This is a genomic window from Variovorax paradoxus (genome assembly GCF_009498455.1).
Taxonomy (GTDB): Bacteria; Pseudomonadota; Gammaproteobacteria; order Burkholderiales; family Burkholderiaceae_C; genus Variovorax; species Variovorax paradoxus_H.
In genome coordinates this window covers 3,059,421-3,084,280 of the sequence record NZ_CP045644.1, presented here as the reverse complement: position 1 = coordinate 3,084,280, position 24,860 = coordinate 3,059,421, and the positions used below count along the sequence as shown (strand labels likewise).

Genomic DNA, 24,860 nt, shown 5'->3' with positions numbered 1-24,860 from the left:
TGGAGACATCACATGCAGAAATTTACCGTGCACAAGGGCCTCGTGGCCCCCATGGACCGCGAGAACGTCGACACCGACGCGATCATTCCCAAGCAGTTCCTCAAGTCGATCAAGAAGACCGGCTTCGGCGTGAACCTGTTCGACGAGTGGCGCTACCTGGACGCCGGCTTTCCGGGCCAGGACCCGGCCAGCCGCAAGCCCAACCCCGACTTCGTGCTGAACCAGCCGCGCTACGCAGGCGCCTCGGTGCTGCTGGCGCGCAAGAACTTCGGCTGCGGGTCGTCGCGCGAACATGCGCCGTGGGCGCTCGACCAGTACGGCTTTCGCGCGATCATTGCGCCGAGCTACGCCGACATCTTCTTCAACAACAGCTTCAAGAACGGCCTGCTGCCGATCGTGCTGAGCGAAGCGCAGGTTGCGCAGCTGTTCGACGAAGCGTTGGCCTTCCCCGGCTACGCGCTGACCATCGACCTGGAGCGCCAGGTGGTCGTGAAGCCCGACGGCGGCGAACTCGCGTTCGACGTGCAGGCCTTCCGCAAGTACTGCCTGATCAACGGGCTGGACGACATCGGTCTGACGCTGCGCCACAAGGACAAGATCAAGGCCTTCGAGACCGAGCGCCTGGCGCAGAAGCCCTGGCTCGCGCACACGATGATCTCGTGACCGCTCACCGCATTTCTTCCGCATTCAAACCTCAGACCAACTTATGAAAATCGCAGTTCTCCCGGGTGACGGCATCGGCACCGAAATCGTGGCGGAAGCCGTCAGGGTGCTCGACGTCCTCGACCTGAAGTTCGAGATGGAGTCGGCCCTGGTCGGCGGCGCGGCCTACGAGGCGCACGGTCATCCGCTGCCGGAGTCGACGCTCGCGCTCGCGAAGGCATCCGACGCGGTGCTGTTCGGCGCGGTCGGCGACTGGAAGTACGACAAGCTCGACCGCCCGCTGCGTCCCGAACAGGCCATCCTGGGGCTGCGCAAGAACCTGGGGCTGTTCGCGAACTTCCGCCCGGCCATCTGCTACGAGCAGCTGGTGGACGCCTCGAGCCTGAAGCCCGAGCTGATCGCGGGCCTGGACATCCTCATCATCCGCGAGCTGACCGGCGACATCTACTTCGGCCAGCCGCGCGGACGCCGCATCGCCACCGACGGCCACTTTCCGGGCGCCGAGGAAGCCTTCGACACGATGCGCTACTCGCGCCCCGAGGTCGAGCGCATCGCTCGCGTGGCCTTCGAAGCGGCCCGCAAGCGCAGCAAGCGCGTGACCAGCGTGGACAAGGCCAACGTGCTGGAGACCTTCCAGTTCTGGAAGGACATCGTGACCGAGGTCGGCAAGGAATATCCGGACGTCGAACTCGACCACATGTACGTCGACAACGCGGCCATGCAGCTCGTGAAGGCGCCCAAGAAGTTCGACGTGGTGGTCACCGGCAACATGTTCGGCGACATCCTCTCGGACGAGGCCGCGATGCTCACCGGCTCGATCGGCATGCTGCCCTCGGCGTCGCTCAATGCGAGCAACCAGGGCCTGTACGAGCCCAGCCACGGCAGTGCCCCCGACATTGCTGGCAAAGGGGTTGCCAATCCTTTGGCTACAATCCTGTCCGCTGCCATGATGCTCCGCTTCTCCCTGAACCAACCCGAAGCTGCCGACCGAATCGAGTCGGCGGTCAAGCACGTGCTCGCCTCCGGGCTGCGCACGGGCGACATCTGGTCTGAAGGCACGAAGCGCGTCGGCACCCGCGAAATGGGCGACGCGGTCGTAGCAGCCATCACCAAAAAGACGATTACCGGCTAACCGCAGCCCGCTTCGTCACGCCCTCCCCCGGCCGACGAGTCGGGGGCAAAAAAGACTGATTTTTTCTTTCTTCACTAAGGGCAAACTGAAATGGCGAACGCATCCAAGCAACCTCTGGTCGGCCTCGTAGGCTGGCGCGGCATGGTCGGCTCGGTCCTCATGGACCGCATGCAGGCCGAAGGCGACTTCGGCCTCATCGAGCCGGTCTTCTTCTCGACCTCCAACGCCGGCGGCAAGGCCCCGGCGATGGCCAAGAACGAAACCGCGCTCAAGGATGCGAACGACATCGAGGCGCTGAAGAAGTGCGACATCGTCATCACCTGCCAGGGCGGCGACTACACCAGCGAGGTGTTCCCCAAGCTGCGCGCCGCCGGCTGGAACGGCCACTGGATCGACGCGGCCTCCACGCTGCGCATGAACGATGACGCGATCATCGTGCTCGACCCCGTCAACCTGCCCGTGATCCAGAACGCGCTCGCCAAGGGCGGCAAGAACTGGGTCGGCGGCAACTGCACCGTGAGCTGCATGCTCATGGGCGTGGGCGCCCTCTACAAGGCCGGCCTGGTCGAGTGGATGACCAGCATGACCTACCAGGCAGCCTCGGGCGGCGGTGCGCAGCACATGCGCGAGCTGCTGACCCAGTTCGGCACGCTGAACGCCGAAGTGCGCTCCCTGCTCGACGACCCGAAGTCGGCCATCCTCGAGATCGACCGCAAGGTGCTGCACAAGCAGCAGAACCTGAGCGCCTCCGAAATCGCCAACTTCGGCGCGCCGTTGGGCGGCTCGCTGATCCCCTGGATCGACAAGGACCTGGGCGACGGTATGTCCAAGGAAGAGTGGAAGGGCGGCGCCGAGACCAACAAGATCCTCGGCCAGGGCGCGGGCTTCGGCACCGCTGCCACGCCGGTCGACGGCTTCTGCGTGCGCATCGGTGCGATGCGCTGCCACAGCCAGGCGCTGACCTTCAAGCTCAAGAAGGACGTGCCGGTGGCCGACATCGAAGCGATGATCGCCGCCGACAACCCCTGGGCCAAGGTCGTGCCGAACACGCGCGAAGCCACGCTGAAGGACCTGACGCCGGTGGCCGTGACGGGCACCATGGACATCCCGGTCGGCCGCATCCGCAAGCTGGCGATGGGCCCCGAGTACGTCGGCGCCTTCACCATCGGCGATCAGCTGCTGTGGGGCGCGGCCGAACCGCTGCGCCGCATGCTGCGCATCCTGCTCGAAGCCTGATGCGGGTTGCTCAGGGCCTTGAAATACAAAAATGTTGCCAAAAGGCAACACAGGATGTCATCGGAAGTATGCGCGCACTGGGTAGATCAGGCGCATTGCCTTGTCAGTGCATGTTGATGATGCTAACGTCCTCTTACAAATTCAGGGCCTGAGCCGCCCCTATCAGCATGACAAGACATCTGTTGCCCGCGGCCCGCCCTTCGGCCGCCCGCCCCGCCCTGCCGTCAAATGGCTGGCGCCTTTCCATCCTGGGCGCTGCCGCCGCCCTGACGCTGGGGCTCGCCAGCCCTGACGCCAGCGCGTTCGCGCTCGGGCCGCTGCGGGTGCAGTCGGCACTGGGCGAACCCTTGCGCGCCGAGATCGATGTCACCGAAATGGCCGCCAATGAAGCGGAAGGCCTGAAGATCAACATCGCCACGGCCGAAGCCTTCAAGAATGCAGGCATCCCGTACAACGCGGCCCTCGGCGACGTGAAAGCCACGCTGCAACGTCGCGCCGGCGGCCAGTACGTCGTGCGCCTGGCCGGCAACCGTCCGCTCAACGACCCCTTCATCGACCTGCTGCTCGAAGCCAACGGCGCCTCGGGCCGCATCGTGCGCGACTACACCGTGCTGCTCGATCCGCCGGCCACGCGCCAGGCGGCCGCCGCACCGGTGGCGCCCATCGCACCGCAGATCGCCACGCCGGTCGAGCGCCCCGCGCCCGCCCCGCGTGTGCGCCGCGAACCTGCACCGGCGGTCGCGGCAACGCCGGCACCCGCTGCTGCGGCGCCGGCCCCTGCTGCCGCACCGGCTCCTGCGCCGGCACGTGCCGCCGTCGTCGCGCCCAGTGGCGGCAGTGGCGAGCAAGTCACAACGCGCCGCGGCGACACCGCCGGCAAGATTGCCTCCGCTCACAAGCCCGCCGATGTGTCGCTCGACCAGATGCTGGTCGCGCTGCTGAACGCCAATCCCGACGCCTTCGTCGGCGGCAACGTCAACCGGATGAAGGCCGGTGCCGTGCTCGACCTGCCCAACGCCGCCGCAGCGAGCGCCGTGCCAGCCGCCGACGCGCGCCGCACGATCACCGCGCAAAGCCGCGACTTCGGCAGCTACCGTCAGCGCCTCGCCGAAAACGCCCCCACCACCAACGTGGCCGCCGCGAGCCGCCAGGCCTCGGGCAAGCTGCAGGCCAGCGTGGAAGATCGCAACGCCGCCGCCAGCGCCCCCGACAAGCTCACAGTGTCGCAAGGCAACGCCGCCGCGCGCGCCGCCGACGAAAAGGTTGCGCAGGCCCGCCAGGCGCAGGACAGCAGCAACCGCGTCGCCGAACTCACGAAGAACATCAACGAGCTGAACAAGCTCAAGGCCGGTGCGGGTACCGGCACCGGATCGTCCGCTGCTGCTGCACCTGCAACGCCGGCCACCACGCCCGGCGTTGCCGTTCCCGCGCCTCTGACCGGCGCCACGACGCCGTCGCCGGCGGTCACGGCAGGACCTGCGCCCGTCGCAGCGCCTGCAGCTGCCGCCACCGCACCGGCAACGCCAGCTCCGGCCACTGCACCAGCCGCTCCCACGGCAACGCCCCCTGTCGCCGCGGCCTCTGCTGCTGCACCCGCCGCAGCAGCCACACCGTCCGCCACCGACGCGGCCGCCCTCCCAGCGGCAGCCGCTGCCAGCGCTGCGGCCGCTGCAGCCCCCGTCGTCGCGCCCAAGCCCGTGGTGAAGGCCGCTCCGCCGCCGCCCCCGCCGGAGCGCAGCTTCCTCGACGAATTGCTCGACAACCCGCTGATGCTCGCCGGCGCCGCGCTGATCGCGCTGCTGATCGGCTTCCTGCTGTACCGCGTGCTGGGCCGCCGCCGCGAAGAGATGAGCGAAAGCGTGTTCCTCGAGAGCCGCATTCCCAAGGACTCGTTCTTCGGCGCCAGCGGCGGTGAATCGGTCGACACCAAGAACCGCGGCGACTCCACTGTGTCGTCACTCTCGTACTCGCCGAGCCAACTCGACGCGGGCGATGTCGATCCGGTCGCCGAAGCCGACGTCTACCTCGCCTATGGCCGCGACCTGCAGGCCGAGGAAATCCTGCGTGAAGCGCTGCGCCTGAACCCGGACCGCACCGCCATCCATCTCAAGCTGCTCGAGATCCATGCCAAGCGCCGCGACGTGCGCGCCTTCGACGGCCTGGCCACCGAAGTGCACAAGCTCACCAACGGCGCGGGCTCCGAATGGAACCGCGTGGTCGACATGGGCAAGGACCTCGATCCGGGCAACCCGCTGTACGAATCGGGCACGGGCAGCACCGCACGTGGCGCGAGCCAGGCCGAAACCGCCGCGTTTGCCGGGGCATTGGCAGCCGCCGCCAAGCCGGCCGCCGCCCCCGTCGTGGCACCGCCGCCGCCTCCTGCCGCACCGCCCGTCGCGTCGGCACCGCCGGCCTTCATGCCTTCGGTCGCGCCGCTGGACTTCGACCTCGACCTGACCCAGCCGCCGGCACCGGCGCCCGCTCCTGTGGGCGCCAGCCTGCCGAAGTCGGTCTATGCGCCGGCGCCCGCACCGGCCCCGCTGAGCAACGGCCACGCCGCAGCACCTGTCGACCTCGAGAATGATTTCGACACCGCCCCCGGCGCGCTGACCGCCAACACGCGCCCCTCGTCACTCAGCGACGCGGAGCACAACACCCGCCCGGCCATGCTGCGCGACACGCTGCCCGCCGATTCGGGCTTTATCGAGTTCGACATGAGCGCACTCGCCGGACTGCCGGCCCGCTCTGCCGCTGCCGAAGCACCGCGCTCTGCGGCTGTGGCCACCTCGCCGTCCGAACTGGACGACGACGGCGACGACAACCCGCACGCCGTGAAGCTCTCGCTGGCGCGCGAACTGCAGGCCATCGGCGACGTCGAAGGCGCGCGCTCGCTGGTCGAGGAAGTCGAAGCCGAAAGCGCTGGCGAGCTCAAGTCGCAAGCCAAGCAACTGCTCGCCGAACTGCGCTGAGCCTGTTGCCGACTGCCCTTCTGATCGCTTCGTGAGGCTGGCACTCGGCATCCGCTACAACGGCCAGGCATATGAGGGCTGGCAGAGCCAGCGCTCGGGCCGCACGGTGCAGGACAAGCTCGAAGCCGCCCTCGCGAAGTTCGCCGGGCTGCCCGCCGGCAGCAGAGTCACCACGCTGTGCGCCGGCCGCACCGACGCCGGCGTGCACGGGCTCATGCAGGTGGTGCACTTCGACACCGACATCGAACGCGACCCTTTCTCCTGGATGCGCGGCACCAACCGCTACCTGCCCGACGACATCGCGGTGCAGTGGGCGCACCCGGTGCCCGCCGAATTCCATTGCCGCGCCAGTGCCCTGGCGCGTCGCTACGTCTACGTGCTCTCGCAATCGCCCGTGCGGCCCAGCCTCGATGCGGGCCGGGTCGGCTGGTCGATGTACGCGCTCGACGGCGACGCGATGCGCGCCGCGGCGGCACTGCTCGTCGGCCGGCACGATTTCAGCTCGTTCCGCGCCTCGGCCTGCCAGGCCCTCTCGCCGGTCAAGGACCTGCGGCGCCTCGAAATTTCGCGCGTGGGCGACGGCGAGCGCTGCCGCTGGCACTTCGAGTTCGAGGCCGACGCCTTCCTGCACCACATGATCCGCAACCTGATGGGCAGCCTCGTGCGCATCGGCCGCGGCGACGAGCGGCCCGAATGGATCACCGAGGTGCTCGAAGCGCGCAGCCGCAAGGTGGCGGCGCCCACCTTCTCCGCCGACGGCCTGTACTTCCTCGGCCCGTTGTACGACGCCAAGTGGGGTCTGCCGGCCGAGGCCACGTTCCAGGGCGACCGGGCTTCGTATGATGGCCCGCCATGACATCCCCCGCCCTCCTCGCCCCGCGCACCCGCATCAAGATCTGTGGCCTCACGCGTGAGGCCGACGTGGACGCGGCGGTCGAGGCCGGCGCCGACGCGATCGGTTTCGTGCTCTACCCGAAGAGCCCGCGCGCCGTGAGCGCCGAGCGCGCCGCCGAACTGGCCTCGCGCCTGCCGCCCTTCATCACGCCCGTGCTGCTGTTCGTCAATGCAGATGCTCCCGAAGTCATAGCATCGCTGGCCCGTGTGCCGGGCGCCATGGCGCAATTTCACGGGGAAGAAACGCCCGAACAATGTGAGGAAGCCACCGGTCCGGGGGGCTTTCGTTACATGCGCGCCGCCCGCATTCCGCTCGGTGCGGCCGGGGCCGGCTTCGACCTCGTAAAATACGCGTCCGATTACTCCCACGCCCAGGCCATCCTGCTCGACGCCCATGTCGAAGGTTATGGCGGAGGCGGCAAGGCTTTCGATTGGTCACTTCTTCCACCCGCCGTCGACGCTCACCTCGTCTTGAGTGGTGGGCTCACACCTGCAAACGTGAGCGATGGCATTCACAGCCTGCGGACGCGCTGCAAGACGCTGTCCGTTGATGTGAGCTCGGGCGTCGAAATCGACGGTCCCGGGCACAAGGGCCTCAAGGACGCCGGAAAGATCCGGGCATTCGTCGCCGCCGTGAGAGCCGCAGATGCGGTCAAAGCCTCGGCAGCCGACGCTTCGTCCTTCTCCAGTTAGCCGCCGCACCCGATCGCGATTCGGGCCGCGGCCCATCGATCGAGAACCATGCAAAGCCAATTCCAGGACTACCAGCAACCCGACGCCAGCGGCCACTTCGGCCCCTACGGCGGCACCTTCGCGAGCGAAACGCTCACCCACGCGATCAACGAGCTGCGCGACGCGTACGCCAAGTTCAAGGACGACCCGGCCTTCCTGGCCGAGTTCCACTACGAGCTGAAGCACTTCGTCGGCCGCCCCTCGCCGATCTACCACGCCGCGCGCACCAGCCGCGAAATGGGCGGCGCGCAGATCTACCTGAAGCGCGAAGACCTCAACCACACCGGCGCGCACAAGATCAACAACGTGATCGGCCAGGCGATGCTCGCGCGCCGCATGGGCAAGCCCCGCGTGATCGCCGAGACCGGCGCCGGCCAGCACGGCGTGGCCACCGCCACCATCTGTGCGCGCTACGGCCTCGAATGCGTGGTCTACATGGGCAGCCAGGACGTGAAGCGCCAGAGCCCCAATGTCTACCGCATGAACCTGCTGGGCGCGACCGTCGTGCCCGTTGAATCGGGCAGCAAGACGCTGAAAGACGCGCTCAACGAAGCCATGCGCGACTGGGTCACCAACGTCGAAAACACCTTCTACATCATCGGCACGGTGGCGGGCCCGCACCCCTACCCGACGATGGTGCGCGACTTCCAGAGCGTGATCGGCACCGAGTGCATCGCTCAGATGCCCGCCATGCTCGCGGCCAACGGCATCACCGGTGAAGCCGAGGGCAAGCAGCCCGACGTGGTGGTGGCCTGCGTGGGCGGCGGCAGCAATGCGATCGGCATCTTCCACCCCTACATTCCGTTCGCGGGCACGCGCCTCATCGGCGTGGAAGCGGCCGGCGAAGGACTGGACAGCGGCAAGCACGCCGCCTCGATCCTGCGCGGCAGCCCGGGCGTGCTGCACGGCAACCGCACCTACCTGCTGCAGAACGACGACGGCCAGATCACCGAAACGCACAGCATCAGCGCCGGCCTCGACTACCCCGGCGTGGGCCCAGAGCACGCGCACCTGGCCGACATCGGCCGCGCCGAATACGTCGGCATCACCGACATGGAGGCGCTCGAAGCCTTCCACTACCTGTGCCGCACGGAGGGCATCATTCCCGCGCTCGAATCCAGCCACGCCGTGGCCTACGCCCTGAAGCTCGCCAAGACCATGCGCCCCGACCAGTCGATCCTCGTGAACCTCTCGGGCCGCGGCGACAAGGACATCGGCACCGTCGCCGACCTGTCGGGTGTCGACTTCTACGACCGGCCCTCGATGCGCGGTCTGAGCGTGAAGGGAGGCAAGTGATGAGCCGCATTGCCGCCAAGTTCCAGACCCTGCAAACGCAGGGCCGTCGCGCGCTGATCCCTTACGTCACCGCCGGTTTCCCCTTCGCCGACATCACGCCCGAACTCATGCACGGCATGGTCGAGGCCGGAGCCGACGTGATCGAGCTGGGCGTGCCCTTCTCCGACCCGATGGCCGACGGTCCCGTGATCCAGAAGGCCGGTGAAGCCGCGCTGGCATTGGGGGTGGGCATGAAGCAGGTGCTCGCCATGGTGGCGGCGTTCCGCGCCCAGGACACGACCACGCCGGTCGTGCTCATGGGTTATGCCAACCCGGTCGAGCGCTACGACCTCGTGCACGGCAAGAAGGCCTTCATCCGCGACGCGGCCGCGGCCGGCGTCGACGGCCTGCTGGTCGTCGACTATCCGCCCGAGGAATGCGAGGACTTCGCCGCCGACCTGAAGGCTGCCGGCATCGACCTGATCTTCCTGCTGGCCCCCACGAGCACCGCCGAGCGCATGGCGCAGGTGGCGCGCATCGCGAGCGGCTACGTGTACTACGTGTCGCTCAAGGGCGTGACCGGTGCCGGCCACCTCGACACCGAGGCGGTCGGACGCATGATCCCGCGCATCCGCGAGCACGTGAGCATTCCGGTCGGCGTGGGCTTCGGCATCCGCGACGCGCGCACGGCGCAGGCCGTCGGCTCGGCGGCGGACGCCGTGGTCATCGGCACCAAGATCATTCAACTCATCGAAGACCAGCCCCGCGAAAACGTGGTGCCCACGGTGCGCGAATTCCTGGCCGGCATCCGCGAGGCGCTCGACGCCCTGCCGGCTGCTACCGCCAAGAACGCGGCTGGCCGATAATCGCCACTGCCCTCAACCCCAACCTCTCTCCCGTGCGGGAGAGGGGAGCTAAGTGTCAGGAAGGCTTCCTTCCTGAGAAATTCGGAGTCCCATGAGCTGGCTTGAAAAACTGCTACCCGCCAAGATCGCACAAACCGACCCGTCCGAGCGCCGCCAGGTGCCCGAGGGCCTGTGGATCAAATGCCCGGCCTGCGAGACCGTTCTGTACAAGACCGACCTCGAGCACAACCAGAACGTCTGCCCCAGCTGCAGCCACCACCACCGCATCGGCGCCCGCGCGCGCCTGGATGCCTTTTTGGACGCCGAAGGCCGCTACGAAGTCGGCCAAGAAGTGCTGCCGGTCGATGCCCTGAAGTTCAAGGACAGCCGCAAGTACCCCGAGCGCCTGAAGGAAGCCCTGGAGAACACCGGCGAGACCGACGCACTGGTCGTGCTGGGCGGCTCCGTCCACAGCATCAGCGTGGTCGTGGCCTGCTTCGAGTTCGAGTTCATGGGCGGCTCCATGGGCAGCGTGGTCGGCGAGCGCTTCGTGCGCGGCGTCGAAACGGCCATCGAGCAGAAGGTGCCCTTCATCTGCTTCACCGCCACCGGCGGCGCGCGCATGCAGGAAGGCCTGCTCTCGCTGATGCAGATGGCCAAGACCAACGCCGCGCTCACGCGCCTGGCGAAGAAGGGCCTGCCCTACATCAGCGTGCTGACCGACCCGACCATGGGCGGCGTGAGCGCCGGCTTTGCTTTCGTGGGCGACGTGGTGATCGCCGAGCCCAAGGCGCTGATCGGCTTTGCCGGCCCGCGCGTGATCGAATCGACCGTGCGCGTGACTCTGCCCGAAGGCTTCCAGCGCGCCGAGTTCCTGCAGACCAAGGGCGCGATCGACTTCATCAGCGACCGCCGCGAACTGCGCAAGACCATCGCCAGCACGCTGGCCATGCTGCTGCGCCAGCCGGCCGACGCGGTGCTCTGACCCTCACCTGAGCTTAGGCTCCGGCCTGAACGCCCGCACGCTGTGAAAGGCGATGCGGGCGTTTTGCTTTGCGGCGTGACGCCCTCAGGCGCCAAGTCGGAACGCGAAGACCAGCAGGTTGCCCAGCACGATCGCCACCACCTGCAGCACCACGATGGCGGCCAGCGGCGACAGGTCGACCCCGCCGATCAGCGGAATGAAGCGACGGAAGGGCCGCACCAGCGGCTCGGCCAGGCGCGAGATCAGGTCGAGCAGCATCGGCGACGCGCCCGGAATCCACGACAGCACCGCGTACACCACCAGCAGCGCCGTGAGGCCCGACACCGCGAGCTGCAGCAGGCCGACCAGCGAAACCAGCGGCAGCGCCGTGATTCGCATCAGGCTGCCGGCCAGCAGCCACAGCACCAAAAATTTGAGCATCACCAGCAGCCAGGCCGCGATCAGGCTTGCGAGGTCCCAGCGCTTCACGGCGGGCACGATGCGCCGCAGCGGCAGCACGATCCAGTCGGTGATGGCAAACACGAAACGCCCCAGCGGATTGCCGAAGGGCACGCGGTGGTATTGCATGTACAGGCGCAGCAGGCAGGCGCCGCCAAGCAGGCCGACGATCACGTCGAGAAGAAACGAAGGAATCTGATAGAGCATGGAACGCAGCCGTGAGCGGAATGCGATGATAGCCACGCAAGGTTCTTCGATGACGACACAACCCCTTCTGCATTCACTGCCATTGTTCCCGCTCGGTACGGTGCTCTTCCCCGGCGGACTGCTGCCCTTGCGCATCTTCGAGGTCCGCTACCTCGACATGATCGGCAAGTGCCGCAAGGCCGGTGTCCCCTTCGGCGTGGTCAGCCTGACGAGCGGCACCGAGGTCCGCAAGGCCGGTGCCGAAGCCGAAAGCTTTGCCGCCGTCGGCACGCTCGCCGACATCCACGCGTTCGACGCCCCGCAAAGCGGCCTGTTGCAGATCGAATGCGTCGGCACGACGCGCTTTCGCGTGCGCCACAGCGCGCTGCAGAAGAACGGCCTCTGGATCGCCGAGGTCGAAGCCGTCGCCGACGACCTCGCGCTCGATATTCCCGACGACCTGCGCCATACCGCCACCGCGCTGCGCCGCCTCGTCGACACCCTCGAAGCGCGCCGCCACGCCCAAGGCGACACGGTGCGCCTGCCGATCCGCGCGCCCTACCGCTTCGACGATTGCGGCTGGGTGGCGAACCGCTGGTGCGAACTGGTGCCGATGCAGGTCGCGCTGAAGCAGCGCCTGATGGAGCTCGACAGCCCGCTGATGCGCCTCGAACTGGTCAGCGACCTGCTGGCGCGCACCGGTATCACTGAATAGTTTGCTTCTTTTTTCATAGCGTGCTGCGCAGAATTGACGGGCGCTCGCAGGCGGTTTCGTTCAAGACCGATCGGCTAAAATGCCGGGCCGCGCACGCTCCGGTTGCGCCTCATCCGCTCCTCATGTCCGATCACCTGACCCCCCCCATTCCCGCGCCCGCTGCAGTTCCTTCCTCGGCGCCCGCCGTCGACGACAACCAGCTCATCGTCGAACGCCGCGAAAAGCTCAAGCTGCTGCGCACGGCGCAGTCCGAAGGCAAGGGGGTTGCGTTCCCGAACGACTTCAAACCCGGCCACCGCGCTGCGGCGCTGGTCGCGCAGCACGACGGCACCGAGGCCGAAGCGCTCGAAGCGCAGGCCGTTTCCGTGAGCGTGGCCGGCCGCATGATGCTCAAGCGCGTGATGGGCAAGGCCAGCTTCGCGACCGTGCAGGACGCCACCGGCCGCATCCAGCTGTACGTGACGCGCGACGCCATCGGCGAAGAGGCGTACGCCGACTTCAAGCGCTGGGACCTCGGCGACATCCTCGGCGCCGAAGGCACGCTGATGAAGACCAAGACCGGCGAGCTGTCGGTCAAGGTGACCCGCCTGCGCCTGCTCACCAAGAGCCTGCGCCCGCTGCCCGACAAGTTCCACGGCATGGCCGACCAGGAGCAGAAGTACCGCCAGCGCTATGTCGACCTGATCACCGACGAGTCGGCCCGCGTGCGCTTCACCGCGCGCAGCAAGGCCGTGAGCGCGCTGCGCGAGTTCATGGTGTCGCACGACTTCCTCGAGGTCGAGACGCCCATGCTGCACCCGATTCCGGGCGGCGCCAACGCCAAGCCCTTCAAGACGCACCACAACGCGCTCGACCAGGAAATGTTCCTGCGCATTGCGCCCGAGCTGTACCTCAAGCGCCTGATCGTCGGCGGCTTCGAGCGCGTGTTCGAGATCAACCGGAGCTACCGCAACGAAGGCATCTCGGTGCGGCACAACCCCGAGTTCACGATGATGGAGTTCTACGCGGCCTACTGGAACTACCGCGACCTGATGGACTTCACCGAGACGCTGATCCGCACCATCGCCGACAAGGCTGTGGGCACGCAGCAGCTCACCTACGGCGGCAAGCCGGTCGACCTGACCCAGCCCTTCGAGCGCCTGACGATCCGCGAAGCGATCCTGAAACACACCGAGGCAGGTGACGGGGTCGATGACACCACCTGGCTCATCAACGCCCTGCGCAAGCTCGGCCTGAGCGAAGAAAAAGACAAGCTCTCGCAGCGCAGCCTGGCCAGCCTGCAGGTGATGTACTTCGAAGAGACCGTGGAAGAGAAGCTCTGGCAGCCGACCTTCATCATGGAGCACCCGACCGAGATCTCGCCGCTGGCGCGCGCCAACGACGATCGCCCCGAGGTCACCGAGCGCTTCGAGCTCTACATCACAGGCCGCGAATTCGGCAACGGCTTCAGCGAGCTGAACGACGCCGAAGACCAGGCCGCGCGCTTCAACGCGCAGGTGGCTGCCAAGGACAGCGGCGACGACGAAGCCATGTTCTACGACCACGACTTCGTGCGCGCGCTCGAATACGGCATGCCGCCCACCGGCGGCTGCGGCATCGGCATCGACCGCCTCATGATGCTGCTGACCGATTCGCCGAGCATTCGCGACGTGATTCTTTTCCCGGCGCTGCGCCGCGAACTCTGACCCACCACACGGGGACGCTGTGACCGACTTTCTCTGGCAAGACCGCGACAAGAAAGAGTACGTCTACCCCTTCAGCCCCAGGCCCGAATGCCTGGACATGGTCCAGCGTCCGCCCGCGGTCGCCCTTGACATCGGTTGCGGCTCCGGGGGCGTTGGTCACGCGCTGCGCCAACGCCACCCCGGCTGCGAACTCTGGGGCTGCGAGTTCAACGCCGCAGCGGCACAGCTCGCACGCGCGCATTTCGACAAGGTCGTCGAGCAGGACGTGGAAACCGTCGACTTCGCCGCGCAGGGGCTCACCCGCCCCTTCGATCTCGTGTGCCTGTTCGACGTGCTCGAGCACCTCGTCAATCCGTGGCAACTGCTCAGCGGCCTGAAGCGCATCGTCGCGCCGGATGCACAGATTCTGGTCAGCCTGCCGAATGCGTCCAACCTGCCGATGCTGTACGACGCCATGCGCGGGCATTGGCGCTACACCCACTGGGGCCTGCTCGACTTCACGCACCTGCGCTTTTTCACGGACTTCGACGCCCGCAAGATGTTCTATCAAACCGGGTTTCGCGTGATCGACCACCGGCTCGACTACCTCGGCGAAGGCCGCGGCATCTACGAGCGCCACCAGGCCGAGCCCTTCCCGCTGGTGCTGACGCTGGGCGGGCTCTCCCTGCAGGTGGCATCGGCCGACGACCTGGCGCGGCTGTGCGCCGACCGCAACCTTTACCTGCTCAGCCCGCACCACGGCGATTTTCGCGACGACCACGAGCGCGAGATGGGGTCGAACAGCTACCCGACAACCTACACCTTCGGCGGCTGACGCGCAGCGCGCGCCGCCCCCTCAGCCCAGGCGCTTCGACCGCGCGTCGACGTCCGCCATGTACACCGACCGGTAGGGCTCCCCGAGCCCCACGAAATGCACCAGCAGGCTGTCGTCGCCCGCCAGGTGCGGCGGCGTGTTGATGCTCAGAAGGTCCGTCACGACCGCATCGCCGATCAGGCCGTGCTCGGCCAGCACCACGTTCGTGTAGTACTGGTCGCCCTGGCTGGCGTACACGGTCGACTTGTCGTCGACGCCGGTGATGCGCTCCCACAGCTGCGTGAGCAGCGCGAGGTTGCGCTCGGTGTGGCGGAAGCCCATCACGCCCGAGTTCACATCCCACGCGCCGATGTCCTTGGCGAACAGCAGGTCGCGGCCTTCGAGCAGCGGTTCGATGCGCTTCGCCTGGTTGACGAACAGCGTGTCGGCATCGACCCACACCACCCATTGGTGCTGCGCGAGGTGCCGCTTCACGAGCCAGCTCTTCACCCAGGCGCCGCTGATCGACGGATCGAGTTCGTCCGGGATGGCGCGGTAGACGTGATACCCATGGCCGTGCCGCTCGCAGTAGCGCCGCACGTTGTGCTCGGACACGCGCGCGTAGTCGTTGATGTGGTGCGTGTAGAGCGTGACGAAGGCGATGGGCGCGTGCGGGTTGAGGCACGAATACGCGTCCTCCGAGATCGCCGGGTAGGCCGGCGGCGGCAGCACGGGCTCGCCGTCGATCAGCGCCGCGTTCACCCGGCGCACCATCAGGCGCTGCAGGTTCGCGTCGTGCAGCAGCTCTTCCAGCACGCGGCCCTCGGCATCCAGCTCCGGCAGGGCCGCCAGGTGCACCACGAAGATGCGGGCGGTGAACCAGCTCGCGATGCGCCATGAGACGTTCACGTAGCAGTCGCCGATGGGCCCGTTGCAGGGCAGCAAGCCGGCCGGCCGCAGCAGCTCGGCCGCGTCGAGGCGGGGCGTGACGCGCGCCACGACCTGGCTCGCCGCCCGGATGAACGCATGCAGCAGCGCGCGGTTGGCCGCCGTGTTGCGCAAGATCATCAAGTTGCACAGCGGCAGGCCCTTGGGCCCGTCCACCACGAGCAGGTCGCGGCCTTCCATCAGCAGCTCGACGGCCACGGGGTGGAACACCACCGAATCGCCGTCGAGAAAGAGCAGCCAGTCGCCCTCGTCGAGCGCCCGCAGGCGGCGCAGCATCTCGGCATATTTCGCGCAATCGCGCAGCGCGGAGTGCCCGGCGCGGTCACTCTCCACCCAGGCATGGGGGTAGCCGAAACGGCGGCAGTAGTGACTGTGGTTGCGCAGCACCGGCTCGTCGAACCGGTCGAAGAATGTCAGGCACAACGGCATCGACGGCTTCCGGGTGGGGTGGTCATTGGGCCGCAGTCTATCGCGCGCTCCGGCCGACCCTCTACACTCTTGGGCCCTCCGATTTCCTGCTTGAATGAATCCCCTACGCACCCCGGCCATCGGCATCGATTTCGGCACGTCGAATTCCGCGGTCTCCTACGCCTCCCCCGGCGATGCCGCGCGCCTGCTGCCCATCGAAGGCAGCGCCACCACCCTGCCGACCGCCCTCTTCTTCAATGCCGAGGACCGCAGCACGCACTTCGGCCGCGACGCCATCGCGTTGTACCTGTCCGGCGTGGAAGGCCGACTCATGCGCTCGCTCAAGAGCCTGCTCGGCAGCCCGCTGATGCAGGAGAAGACCGCCGTCTATGACGGGCTGGTCAGCTTCGAGGACATCATTGCGCGCTTCCTGCACGAGCTGGTGTCGCGCGCCGAACGCGAGCTGGGCACGCGCCCCGAGCGCGTGGTCATCGGCCGCCCGGTGCACTTCGTCGACGACGACGCCAAGCGCGACCAGCGCGCAGAAGAAAGCATGCGCCACGCCGCGCGCGCGGCTGGCCTGCGCGACGTTTCGTTCCAGTACGAACCCATTGCCGCTGCCTTCGACTACGAGCAGCGCGTCACGCGCGAGTCGCTGATCCTCATCGTCGACATCGGCGGCGGCACCTCCGACTTCACCGTGGTGCGCCTGGGTCCGGAGCGCATGGCGCGCGCCGACCGCGCCGACGACGTGCTGGCCACCAGCGGCGTGCACATCGGCGGCACCGACTTCGACCAGCGCCTGAACCTGGAGCGCGTGATGCCGATGCTCGGGCTGCGCCATCTCGGCCCGAGCGGGCGCGAGGTGCCCAGCAAGGTGTTCTTCGAGCTGTCGTCCTGGCACCTGATCAACTGGCTCTATGCCCCGAAGGCCGTGCGCCAAGCACGCGAGCTGCGCACCAGCTACAGCGACCGGCAGCTGCACGACCGCCTGATGACGGTGCTCGAAGAGCGCCACGGCCACCGCATCGCCAGCGAGGTCGAACAGGCCAAGATCAATGGCTCGGTCAGCGACGCCGAGGTGCAGATCGACCTGTCGTGCATCGAACCCGGGCTCGTTTCCGCGCTGACGCCGGCCGACATGGCGCAGCAGCTCGCGGCGCCGCTCGAGAACGTGGTGGCCTGCGCCCACGCCTGCGTGAAGCGCGCCGGCTTGCGCAGCGGCGACCTGGACGCCATCTACCTCACCGGCGGCTCGTCGGCCCTGCGCCCATTCCAGCGCGCACTGCGCGCGAGCTTCGCGGGCGTGCCGCTCATCGAGGGCGACCTGCTCGGCGGCGTCGCGGCCGGACTCGCCTATTCGGCGCGCACGGCGGGATAAGCCACAGATGAAGTACCTGTCCGCGTACCCGCCCGCGCTGCTGGCGCAGGTGAGCGAGCTGATGGCCGCCGACAAGCTCGGCGCCCTGCTGCGCGGACGCTATGCCGGCCTGCACGACATCCGCACCGACCGCGCGCTGTACGACTACGCCTGCGAGCTCAAGGGCGAGTACATGCGCAAGGCCGAGCCGCTGGCCAAGGCGGTGTTCGACAACAAGCTGCACGTGGTGCGCCATGCGCTGGGCACCCACACCACCATTGCGCGCGTGCAGGGCAGCAAGCTCAAGACCAAGCGCGAGATCCGCGTAGCCAGCCTGTTCAAGACCGTGCCGCTCGAATGGCTGCGCATGATCGTCGTGCACGAGCTGGCGCACAGCCGCGAGAAGAACCACGACAAGCCCTTCTACGCGCTGTGCACGCACATGGAGCCCGAGTACCACCGCTTCGAGTTCGAGCTGCGGCTGTATCTGACGCACCTGGAAGCGGGCGGCGCGCCGCTGTGGCCTTCTGCGGTGGGCACACCAGGCTCGGACTGACCCGACCCGCTACAGTCGTCGCCCATGACCCTGCCACGGCTGCACTTCACCTCACTGTCCGAAGACGCGGTCTGCGGCGACATCGTGCAGACCTACCGGCTGGCGGCCGAACGGCTGGGTTACCCGACGACCTACACACCGGCCACGATCGATGCGAGTGCGATCAACATCCTGTTCTTCTTCTGGGACGTTCCCTGGGAGAGCGTCGCGTCGCTTCATCCGAACTGCATCGTCGTCAACTACGAGCCGATGGTCGAAGGCACGCATGCCTGGAACGCCAACTACCGCGACCTGATCCCGCGCTGTTACCTGTGGGAGTACAGCAAGACCAACTTCCAGCGCCACCGCGAACTCGGCTACCAGAACGCGGACTACGTGCCGCTCGGATGGGAGCCTGATGCGGCGCGCATCCTGCCCTTGCCGGAAGTCCTGCCCGAGGAGGCGCGCGACATCGATGTCTGCTTCTTCGGCTCGCTCACGCGGCGACGGATCGACATTCTCGAGGCGCTGATGGCGCGCGGCCTGCGCGTCGAAGTGACGCGTGGGAGGTCTTGGACGCAGGCCGAGCGCGAAGACCGCATCCGCCGCGCCAAGGTCATGCTGAACCTGCACAACTGGGAAGAGTCGCGCGTGGTCGAGGCCCCGCGGCTGTCGATCCTGCTGCGCCATCGCAAGGCCGTCGTCTGTGAGCTTTACCCCGACAGCGAGGTCGACCCGGCCTTTCGCGACGCGGTGGTGGGCGTGCCCTACGACCAGTTGGTCGACACCGTGGTGGCTTTGGTCGCCGATGCGCCGCGCCGCGCCCAGCTTGAACGCGACGGGCTCGACACGCTCCAGCGGGCTTTCGCGCCGCCGGACATCGGCCCCGCGCTGGAACGTTACTTCGCCTGGCGCGCGCAGCAGCCCGACCGCGTGCCGCCCGTCGTCATGCCGCGCGTGACGGTCTGCCTGACGCCCGACGGCACCCGCGACGATTGGCTGCAGGACCTGCGCGACTGGACGGCGCAGGCCGACGTGGCGCTGGAGCTGGTCGTGGTGGCGACAGGCCTTCCTGCCGCAGCCGAAAGCGAGGCGCGCGCCATCGTCCCGGACCTGCGGTGGATCGCACTGCCCGTGCCCTGCGACCGCGCCACCCTGCGCAACCTTGCGCTTGCACAGGCCACCGGCGAGCACGTCGTCTTCGCCGCTGCAGGCGACCGCGCCATGCCCGGCCGCCTGCAGCGGCAAGCCGCGCTGCTTGCCGCCTGCCCGGACCTGGACATCGTCGGCTGCTGGAGCGAAACACCCGCAGGGCCGCTGAAGTACGCCCAGCGCCACGATGAAATCGTGGCCGAAGCCTTGGGCCCCGAGCCGCTGCGGCTGTCGGCCTGCCTGGTCCGCCGCCGCTTCCTGGAGCGCACCGGCGTGCGCCACGGCCCCGAGTTCGCGATCCACGACGACCTGCAGATGCTCTGCCGCTGCATCGTGGCCGGCGCGCGCTTCGCGGTCATTCCAGAGGTGCTGCACCGCCTCGCGCCGATCGCGCCGCCGGCCGATCCCGCGCATGCCGCCTCGCTCGCCATGCGCGCGCGGCGCGCGGTGCTGCGTCACCTGCTGCCGCGCAGCCGCGTGGAAGACATCGACCGGATCGCCCAGCTCTACGCTCACCTCTGGCCGCCGCAGCGCGACTTTGCCGAACAGCTGCTGCGCACGCTGGCGCATGCCTGTGCCGCGCCCGCCGACGCACCGCGGATCGACGCTGAAATGCTGACGCGCGCGCTGCGCACCGAAGCGCTGCGGCTGCTGCAGGTGTTCTTCCAGGCCGGCCTGGCCGACAAGCCCTGGCTGGAGTCGCTGTTCGAAACGCCCGAGGTGGCCGCGTTGCTCGGCCCCGCGGCGAATCAGCTGCCGGTGCGGCCCTTCCGGGACTGAGCGCCGGCCAGCAGGCGTTGCGCCTGCACATAGCGCGTCGAGGCCGTGAGCGCCTGCCAGTCGAGCGCCTCATCGCCGGGCAACAGCGACCGGCGCCGCGCTTCGCTGGCCGCATCGCCCTGCCAGCGCCCGTCGGCCGCCGCCGCGGTGAAGCCGTCGAGCATCTCGTCGAGCGGCTTGCCCTCACCGATGCTCTGGTTGCACAGCAGCGCCAGGTCGCAACCCGCCGCGAGGGCCGCCAGCACGGCGTCTGTGTAGCTCAGCAGTTGGCCGTCGATGTAGCGGCCGGCTTCCATGCTCAGGTCGTCGCTGAACACGGCGCCATCGAACGCGAAGCGCTGGCGCAGGATGTCCTTCAGCCATTTTTCGGAGAAGCCTGCCGGCCGCTTGTCGACCTTCGGGTAGATCACGTGCGCGGGCATGACAGCGGCGAGCGTGCCGGCCAACCAGTCGTAGGGTCGCGCGTCGTCGGCCAGGATGGCCTTCAGGCTGCGCGGGTCGACCGGAATCTCGACGTGCGAATCGGCCTGCACGAAGCCATGCCCCGGAAAGTGCTTGCCGCAATTGCGCATGCCCATCTGCAGCATGCCGTGCATCACGCTCTTGGCGAGCAGCGCGACCACGCGCGGGTCGCGGTGAAAGCTGCGGTCGCCGATCACGCTGCTGCCGCCGTAGTCGAGGTCGAGCACGGGGGCGAAGCTGAAGTCGACACCGCAGGCGCGCAGCTCGCCGGCCAGCACCTGCCCTGCGCCGGTGGCGACCTGCGTGGCGCGCAGCGCATCCCGCATCCACAGTTCGCCCAGGCTGCGCATCGAGGGCAGCCGCGTGAAGCCGTCGGTGCGAAAGCGCTGCACGCGGCCGCCTTCGTGGTCGACGCAGATCAGCAGGTCGGGCCGGATCGCCTTGATCTCGGCATTGAGCGCTGTCATCTGCGCGCGGTCCTGCCAGTTGCGGGTGAAATGGATCACGCCGCCCACATGCGGGTTCGCGAGACGCCGGCGGTCGGCGGCGGTGAGTTCGGTGCCGGCCACATCGATGAGGAGCGGCGCGTGGTTCAGTTCGGTCATGTCTGTCGATCGATCAGTCGGCAAGGCGCGACGGCGCCGGAGATTCGTTCAGGCTTTTTCCACCACCACGAAGCTGGCGGCGTACTCGGTTTCGTCGGTGACGGTCACATGCGCCGTCAGGCCCTGCGCCTCGAACCAGTCTTTCAGCTCACCGTGCAGCACGATCACCGGCTTGCCGCTGCGCAGGTTGGCGATCTCGCACGAGCGCCAGGTCATCGGCATGCGCATGCCCAGGCCGATGGCCTTGCTGAAGGCTTCCTTGGCGGAAAAGCGCGTGGCAAGGTAGCTCAGGCCGCGCTTGGGCCAGCGTGCGGCGCGGGCCTGCCAGATGGCGAATTCGGCGTCGCTCAACACCTTGCGGGCGAAGCGCTCGCCCTGGCGCTCGAAGGTGGCCGCGATGCGGCGCACGTCGCAGATGTCGGTCCCGATGCCGTAGATCATGCGGCGTCGGCGATGCAGCGCAGGTAGTCGCGCGTGGCGGCGGCGTACCCGAGTTCAAGCGCATCGGCGACGAAGGCATGGCCGATCGACACCTCGTGCACGCCGCGCACCGCGCGCAGGAACGGCGTGAGGTTGTCACGGCTCAGGTCGTGCCCGGCGTTGACGCCCAGGCCCACCGCGTGGGCGGCCTGTGCCGCGGCCACGTAGCGCGCGAGCACGGCGGCTTCCTGCGGCGTGCCGCGCGAGGCGGCGTAGCCTTCGGTGTAGAGCTCGACGCGGTCGGCCCCCACGGCCTTGACGGCAGCCATCATCTCGGGAATCGGGTCCATGAACAGGCTCACGCGCACGCCCAGTGCCTTGGCTTCGGCGATCAGCGGGCGCAGGCGCTCGGCGTCTTCGGGGAAGCTCCAGCCATGGTCGCTGGTCGACTGGGTTTCGCTGTCGGGAACGAAGGTGGCCTGGTGCGGCTTGATCTCGCGCACGAAGTCCATCAGGTTGTGAAAGGGGTTGCCTTCGATGTTGAACTCGACGGCCGGCCAGTCTTTGGCGAGCAGTGACCACAGATCGCTCACGTCATGCGCGCGGATGTGGCGCGCATCGGGCCGCGGGTGCACGGTGATGCCCTGCGCGCCCGCGGCGAGGCAGGCCTGGGCGGCGCCCACCACGCTCGGGATACCGAGGTGGCGCGTGTTGCGCACGAGGGCGACCTTGTTGAGGTTGACCGACAGCGAGGTGGTCCCGGCGTTACCTGAAGTGCTCATAGTGCTTGCAGATCTCTCATCATTTGCCGCGTGCGCAGCGTGGTCACGCCGCAATGGTAGTTGAGCAAGGTGCGCAGCTGGTTTCGCAGGGCACTGTTGCTGCCGGCGTTCATGGTCGCGACCTCGCGCAGGGTGGCGGTGAACGGCGTGCGGTCGTCGAGCACCTCATGCAGCGCCCGCCAGTCGGCACCGGCCAGCGCGGCCTCGTCCTTGGCCGCCTGCCGCAGGCCGGCTTCGGGCACAAGGCTGTAGCGCGTGCGGGCCGCCAGCGGCTCCAGGGTGAGCGTCTGCACGTCGAGCGAGGGCAACAGGCCGACCGAACGCAGCAGCAGCAGCTCGAAGGCACGCAGCGCGGCAGCCTGTGTTGCGGCCTGGGCGCCTGCGTGGTCGCCGGCCAACACCTGCACCACGCCGGCATAGGCGTCGAACAGCGCCTCATGCGCGTCGTCGCGCGCCAGCAGGCGCAGCAGCAGTTCGTTGACGTAGTAGCCCGAGAGCAGCGCCTCGCCGGTCGGCATGACGTGGCCGCCCATCCACTCGGCGCCTTTCAGCGTGCGGATCTCGGCGTCGCCACCGTAGTTGAGCTGCAGCGGCTGTAGCGGCAGCAGCACCGGACGGAAATTGGAACTCGGCCGCTTCGCCCCCTTGGCCACGAGCGCGATGCGCCCGTGGTGGCGGGTGAAGACCTCGAGGATCAGGCTCGACTCGCTCCAGTCGTAGCGATGGAGCACGTAAGCCGGTTCATGCGAAACGCGATGGGTGGCGGCCACTTCATTCGTAACCGAAGGAGCGCACGCGCGCCTCGTCGTCGGCCCAGCCGGAACGCACCTTCACCCACAGTTCGAGGAACACTTTGGCGTCGGCCAGCTTCTCGAGCTCGACGCGGGTTTCCATGCCGATGCGCTTGATGCGTTCGCCCTTGTCGCCGATCACCATGGCCTTGTGGCCATCGCGCTCGACCACGATGGTGGCGGCAATGCGCAGCAGGCGCTTCTGGCCCTTCTTCTGGGGCGGCTCTTCCTCGAACTTGTCGATGATGACGGTCGAGGTGTAGGGCAGCTCGTCGCCCGTGAGGCGGAAGAGTTTTTCGCGCACCAGCTCGCCGGCGAGGAATTTCTCGCTGCGGTCGGTGAGTTCGTCCTCGGCGTAGAACCAGGGCTGCTCGGGCAGGTACTTCTCGCAGATGCCGAACAGGCGCTCGACGTCTTTCGCGTTCTTGGCCGACATCGGCACGAACTCGGCGAACGCGTGCTTGGCCTGCATGGTCTGCAGCCAGGGCGCGATGTCGCCGCGGCGGTGCACGTTGTCGAGTTTGTTGGCCAGCAGCACGGTCGGGATGCCCTTGCCGAGCAGCTTGAGCACGCGCTCGTCGGCCGGCGTGAAGCTGCCGGCCTCGACCACGAACAGGATCAGGTCCACATCGCCTACCGCGCCCTGCACGGTCTTGTTGAGCGACTTGTTCAGCGCGTTGGCATGCAGGGTCTGGAAACCCGGCGTGTCGACGAACACGAACTGCGTGGCGCCCAGCGTGCGCATGCCGGTGATGCGGTGGCGCGTGGTCTGCGCCTTGCGCGAGGTGATGCTGATCTTCTGGCCGACCAGCGCATTGAGCAGCGTCGACTTGCCCACATTGGGCTTGCCGACGATGGCGATCAGGCCGCAGTGCTGCGGCCCGGTGGCAGGCGTGTCGCCTGCGGTGTCTTCGGGTCCCGCTTGGGGATTGGTAACGTCGTTCATTCTGATTTCACGCGGCGCCGCGTGCCTTGAGCCGGATCAACATGGCGGCCGCGGCAGCTTGCTCGCCGGCGCGGCGCGAGCCGCCGATGCCGCGCTCGCGAAGGCCCAGCTCGGGCACCTCGCACTCGACATCGAAAGTCTGCTTGTGCGCTGCACCCAGCGTCGCTGCCACGCGGTACACCGGCAGCTTCATTTTGTGGCCCTGCAGCCATTCCTGCAATTCGGTCTTCGGGTCTTTCGCGGCGGCTTCCATGCGCGGATTGATCTCGACCGCCTCGTAGAGCCGGTGCACCAGCGACTGCGCGGCCGCGAAGCCGGCATCGAGGTAGACCGCACCGATCAGCGCTTCGAGCGCATCGGCGAGGATGGAAGGCCGGTTCGGGCCGCCCGAGCGGGCCTCGCCTTCACCCAGGCGCAGCAGCGGCGACAGGGCCAGCCCCAGCGCGAGCCGGTGCAGCGTGTCCTGCTTGACCAGGTTGGCCCGCACGCGCGACAGGTCGCCCTCGGGCAACTCCGAGAGACGGATGTACAGCAGGTGCGAGACGGCCAGGTTCAGCACCGAGTCGCCGAGAAACTCGAGGCGCTCGTTGTGGTCGGCCGAGAAACTGCGGTGCGTGAGCGCGAGCTGGAGCAGCCGCGGGTCCGAGAACGTGTACTGAAGGCGCGCCTGCAGCGCGACGAGGCTGCCGTCCACCTTCTTGTTCGACACCGCGGTCAGCGGGACGCGCCCTTGTATTTGAGTGTCAGGTAGGCCGGTCCGAACAGGGGAATCTCGCGTTCGTACGCATACGACACGACGACCTTGTCGCCCACCTTCTTGATCTCGAGGTCGCGGCCGCTGACCGACTTGAAGTCGTCGATGGCCTGGGCGCGGTCGAAGATCGCGCGGATCTCAGGCACCGTGGCGCCTTCCTTGGCCTTGTTGGCGGCCTTGTCGATCGCCTGCCATTCGATCAGCGTCGGAATGACCTGCGCGACGACGACGCCCGCGCAGCCCAGCACCACCGCGACGAACAGCAAACCGATGAACGAGATACCGCGCTGGCGCGCAGCACTGCCACGGACGGACCGACTGTTGGTTCTCATGCCCTCTTACCCCTCGAACAGTAACGTTGACTGTTGA

Annotated in this window: 24 protein-coding genes; 15 read left to right on the top strand and 9 right to left on the bottom strand. The window is 67.9% G+C overall.

The genetic code is table 11. The features are described 5' to 3' along the window. The first annotated feature begins 12 nt into the window (after window positions 1–12). From leuD to accD, 9 genes are all read left to right on the top strand, one after another. A complete protein-coding gene (leuD, locus tag GFK26_RS14090) occupies window positions 13–663 on the top strand; it encodes a 3-isopropylmalate dehydratase small subunit (protein ID WP_101493321.1) in 651 nt (216 codons plus the stop codon). Window positions 664–706: 43 nt separating this feature from the next. Continuing rightward, window positions 707–1,795: a 3-isopropylmalate dehydrogenase gene (leuB, locus tag GFK26_RS14085; RefSeq protein WP_153282492.1), complete on the top strand. Its 1,089-nt coding sequence runs from the start codon at window positions 707–709 to the stop codon at window positions 1,793–1,795. Between the two features lie 90 nt (window positions 1,796–1,885). Then, on the top strand, window positions 1,886–3,031 hold the full coding sequence (gene asd, locus GFK26_RS14080; RefSeq protein ID WP_153282491.1) for an aspartate-semialdehyde dehydrogenase: 1,146 nt from the start codon (window positions 1,886–1,888) through the stop codon (window positions 3,029–3,031). A gap of 167 nt (window positions 3,032–3,198) precedes the next feature. Beyond that, window positions 3,199–6,000 carry a FimV/HubP family polar landmark protein gene (locus tag GFK26_RS14075; protein WP_153282490.1) on the top strand — a complete coding sequence of 934 codons (2,802 nt, stop codon included), beginning with the start codon at window positions 3,199–3,201 and terminating at the stop codon, window positions 5,998–6,000. A gap of 31 nt (window positions 6,001–6,031) precedes the next feature. Then, on the top strand, window positions 6,032–6,856 hold the full coding sequence (gene truA / locus GFK26_RS14070; protein WP_153282489.1) for a tRNA pseudouridine(38-40) synthase TruA: 825 nt from the start codon (window positions 6,032–6,034) through the stop codon (window positions 6,854–6,856). Beyond that, the gene (locus tag GFK26_RS14065) at window positions 6,853–7,587 is read left to right on the top strand and encodes a phosphoribosylanthranilate isomerase (protein ID WP_153282488.1); all 735 of its coding nucleotides are present in this window, start codon (window positions 6,853–6,855) and stop codon (window positions 7,585–7,587) included. Before truA ends, GFK26_RS14065 begins: the two co-directional genes overlap by 4 nt. 48 nt (window positions 7,588–7,635) lie before the next feature. Then, entirely contained in the window at window positions 7,636–8,922 is a 1,287-nt protein-coding gene (trpB, locus tag GFK26_RS14060; RefSeq protein ID WP_153282487.1) for a tryptophan synthase subunit beta, read from the top strand. Beyond that, on the top strand, window positions 8,922–9,767 hold the full coding sequence (gene trpA / locus GFK26_RS14055; RefSeq protein ID WP_153282486.1) for a tryptophan synthase subunit alpha: 846 nt from the start codon (window positions 8,922–8,924) through the stop codon (window positions 9,765–9,767). The genes trpB and trpA overlap by 1 nt, the downstream gene beginning before the upstream one ends. 91 nt (window positions 9,768–9,858) lie before the next feature. After that, a complete protein-coding gene (gene accD, locus GFK26_RS14050; RefSeq protein ID WP_101493314.1) occupies window positions 9,859–10,731 on the top strand; it encodes an acetyl-CoA carboxylase, carboxyltransferase subunit beta in 873 nt (290 codons plus the stop codon). Window positions 10,732–10,815: 84 nt separating this feature from the next. Here accD and GFK26_RS14045 read toward each other — a convergent pair whose 3' ends face one another. Then, the gene (locus GFK26_RS14045) at window positions 10,816–11,376 is read right to left on the bottom strand and encodes a YggT family protein (protein WP_153282485.1); all 561 of its coding nucleotides are present in this window, start codon (window positions 11,374–11,376) and stop codon (window positions 10,816–10,818) included. Window positions 11,377–11,425: 49 nt separating this feature from the next. Between GFK26_RS14045 and GFK26_RS14040 the strand changes: the two genes are divergently transcribed. From GFK26_RS14040 to GFK26_RS14030, 3 genes are all read left to right on the top strand, one after another. Then, window positions 11,426–12,070: an LON peptidase substrate-binding domain-containing protein gene (locus tag GFK26_RS14040; protein WP_228122014.1), complete on the top strand. Its 645-nt coding sequence runs from the start codon at window positions 11,426–11,428 to the stop codon at window positions 12,068–12,070. Between the two features lie 122 nt (window positions 12,071–12,192). Next, window positions 12,193–13,755, top strand: coding sequence for a lysine--tRNA ligase (gene lysS / locus GFK26_RS14035; RefSeq protein ID WP_153282483.1), 1,563 nt, complete (start codon window positions 12,193–12,195; stop codon window positions 13,753–13,755). Between the two features lie 19 nt (window positions 13,756–13,774). Beyond that, window positions 13,775–14,569, top strand: a complete 795-nt coding sequence (locus GFK26_RS14030) for a class I SAM-dependent methyltransferase (RefSeq protein WP_153282482.1) — start codon at window positions 13,775–13,777, stop codon at window positions 14,567–14,569. Between the two features lie 21 nt (window positions 14,570–14,590). Here GFK26_RS14030 and GFK26_RS14025 read toward each other — a convergent pair whose 3' ends face one another. Next, window positions 14,591–15,925 carry a galactosyl transferase GMA12/MNN10 family protein gene (locus tag GFK26_RS14025; RefSeq protein ID WP_153282481.1) on the bottom strand — a complete coding sequence of 445 codons (1,335 nt, stop codon included), beginning with the start codon at window positions 15,923–15,925 and terminating at the stop codon, window positions 14,591–14,593. A 94-nt stretch (window positions 15,926–16,019) separates the two neighbouring features. Here GFK26_RS14025 and GFK26_RS14020 point away from each other — a divergent pair, with 94 nt between their 5' ends. Genes GFK26_RS14020 through GFK26_RS14010 form a run of 3 tightly spaced genes read left to right on the top strand, consistent with a single transcriptional unit; the run spans window position 16,020 to window position 19,731 of the window. After that, complete coding sequence (locus tag GFK26_RS14020; RefSeq protein ID WP_153282480.1) at window positions 16,020–17,285, top strand: Hsp70 family protein; 1,266 nt, start codon at window positions 16,020–16,022, stop codon at window positions 17,283–17,285. A gap of 7 nt (window positions 17,286–17,292) precedes the next feature. Then, on the top strand, window positions 17,293–17,820 hold the full coding sequence (locus tag GFK26_RS14015) for a YgjP-like metallopeptidase domain-containing protein (protein WP_153282479.1): 528 nt from the start codon (window positions 17,293–17,295) through the stop codon (window positions 17,818–17,820). A gap of 24 nt (window positions 17,821–17,844) precedes the next feature. Beyond that, window positions 17,845–19,731 carry a glycosyltransferase gene (locus tag GFK26_RS14010; RefSeq protein WP_153282478.1) on the top strand — a complete coding sequence of 629 codons (1,887 nt, stop codon included), beginning with the start codon at window positions 17,845–17,847 and terminating at the stop codon, window positions 19,729–19,731. Here GFK26_RS14010 and nagZ read toward each other — a convergent pair. The 7 genes from nagZ to GFK26_RS13975 are packed head-to-tail and all read right to left on the bottom strand — an operon-like array spanning window position 19,701 to window position 24,823. Continuing rightward, on the bottom strand, window positions 19,701–20,798 hold the full coding sequence (nagZ, locus tag GFK26_RS14005; RefSeq protein ID WP_153282477.1) for a beta-N-acetylhexosaminidase: 1,098 nt from the start codon (window positions 20,796–20,798) through the stop codon (window positions 19,701–19,703). The genes GFK26_RS14010 and nagZ overlap by 31 nt on opposite strands. A 48-nt stretch (window positions 20,799–20,846) precedes the next feature. Continuing rightward, window positions 20,847–21,239, bottom strand: coding sequence for a holo-ACP synthase (gene acpS, locus GFK26_RS14000; RefSeq protein ID WP_101493304.1), 393 nt, complete (start codon window positions 21,237–21,239; stop codon window positions 20,847–20,849). After that, the gene (locus GFK26_RS13995) at window positions 21,236–22,000 is read right to left on the bottom strand and encodes a pyridoxine 5'-phosphate synthase (protein ID WP_153282476.1); all 765 of its coding nucleotides are present in this window, start codon (window positions 21,998–22,000) and stop codon (window positions 21,236–21,238) included. Before GFK26_RS13995 ends, acpS begins: the two co-directional genes overlap by 4 nt. Beyond that, window positions 21,997–22,770 carry a DNA repair protein RecO gene (gene recO, locus GFK26_RS13990; RefSeq protein WP_153282475.1) on the bottom strand — a complete coding sequence of 258 codons (774 nt, stop codon included), beginning with the start codon at window positions 22,768–22,770 and terminating at the stop codon, window positions 21,997–21,999. Before recO ends, GFK26_RS13995 begins: the two co-directional genes overlap by 4 nt. A 1-nt stretch (window position 22,771) precedes the next feature. Beyond that, window positions 22,772–23,737 (bottom strand): GTPase Era, encoded by a 966-nt coding sequence (era, locus tag GFK26_RS13985; RefSeq protein ID WP_153282474.1) that lies wholly within the window; start codon window positions 23,735–23,737, stop codon window positions 22,772–22,774. Between the two features lie 7 nt (window positions 23,738–23,744). Beyond that, window positions 23,745–24,431: a ribonuclease III gene (gene rnc / locus GFK26_RS13980; protein ID WP_153285968.1), complete on the bottom strand. Its 687-nt coding sequence runs from the start codon at window positions 24,429–24,431 to the stop codon at window positions 23,745–23,747. 20 nt (window positions 24,432–24,451) lie between these two features. Then, window positions 24,452–24,823 carry a DUF4845 domain-containing protein gene (locus tag GFK26_RS13975; protein WP_153282473.1) on the bottom strand — a complete coding sequence of 124 codons (372 nt, stop codon included), beginning with the start codon at window positions 24,821–24,823 and terminating at the stop codon, window positions 24,452–24,454. Window positions 24,824–24,860: the final 37 nt, after the last annotated feature.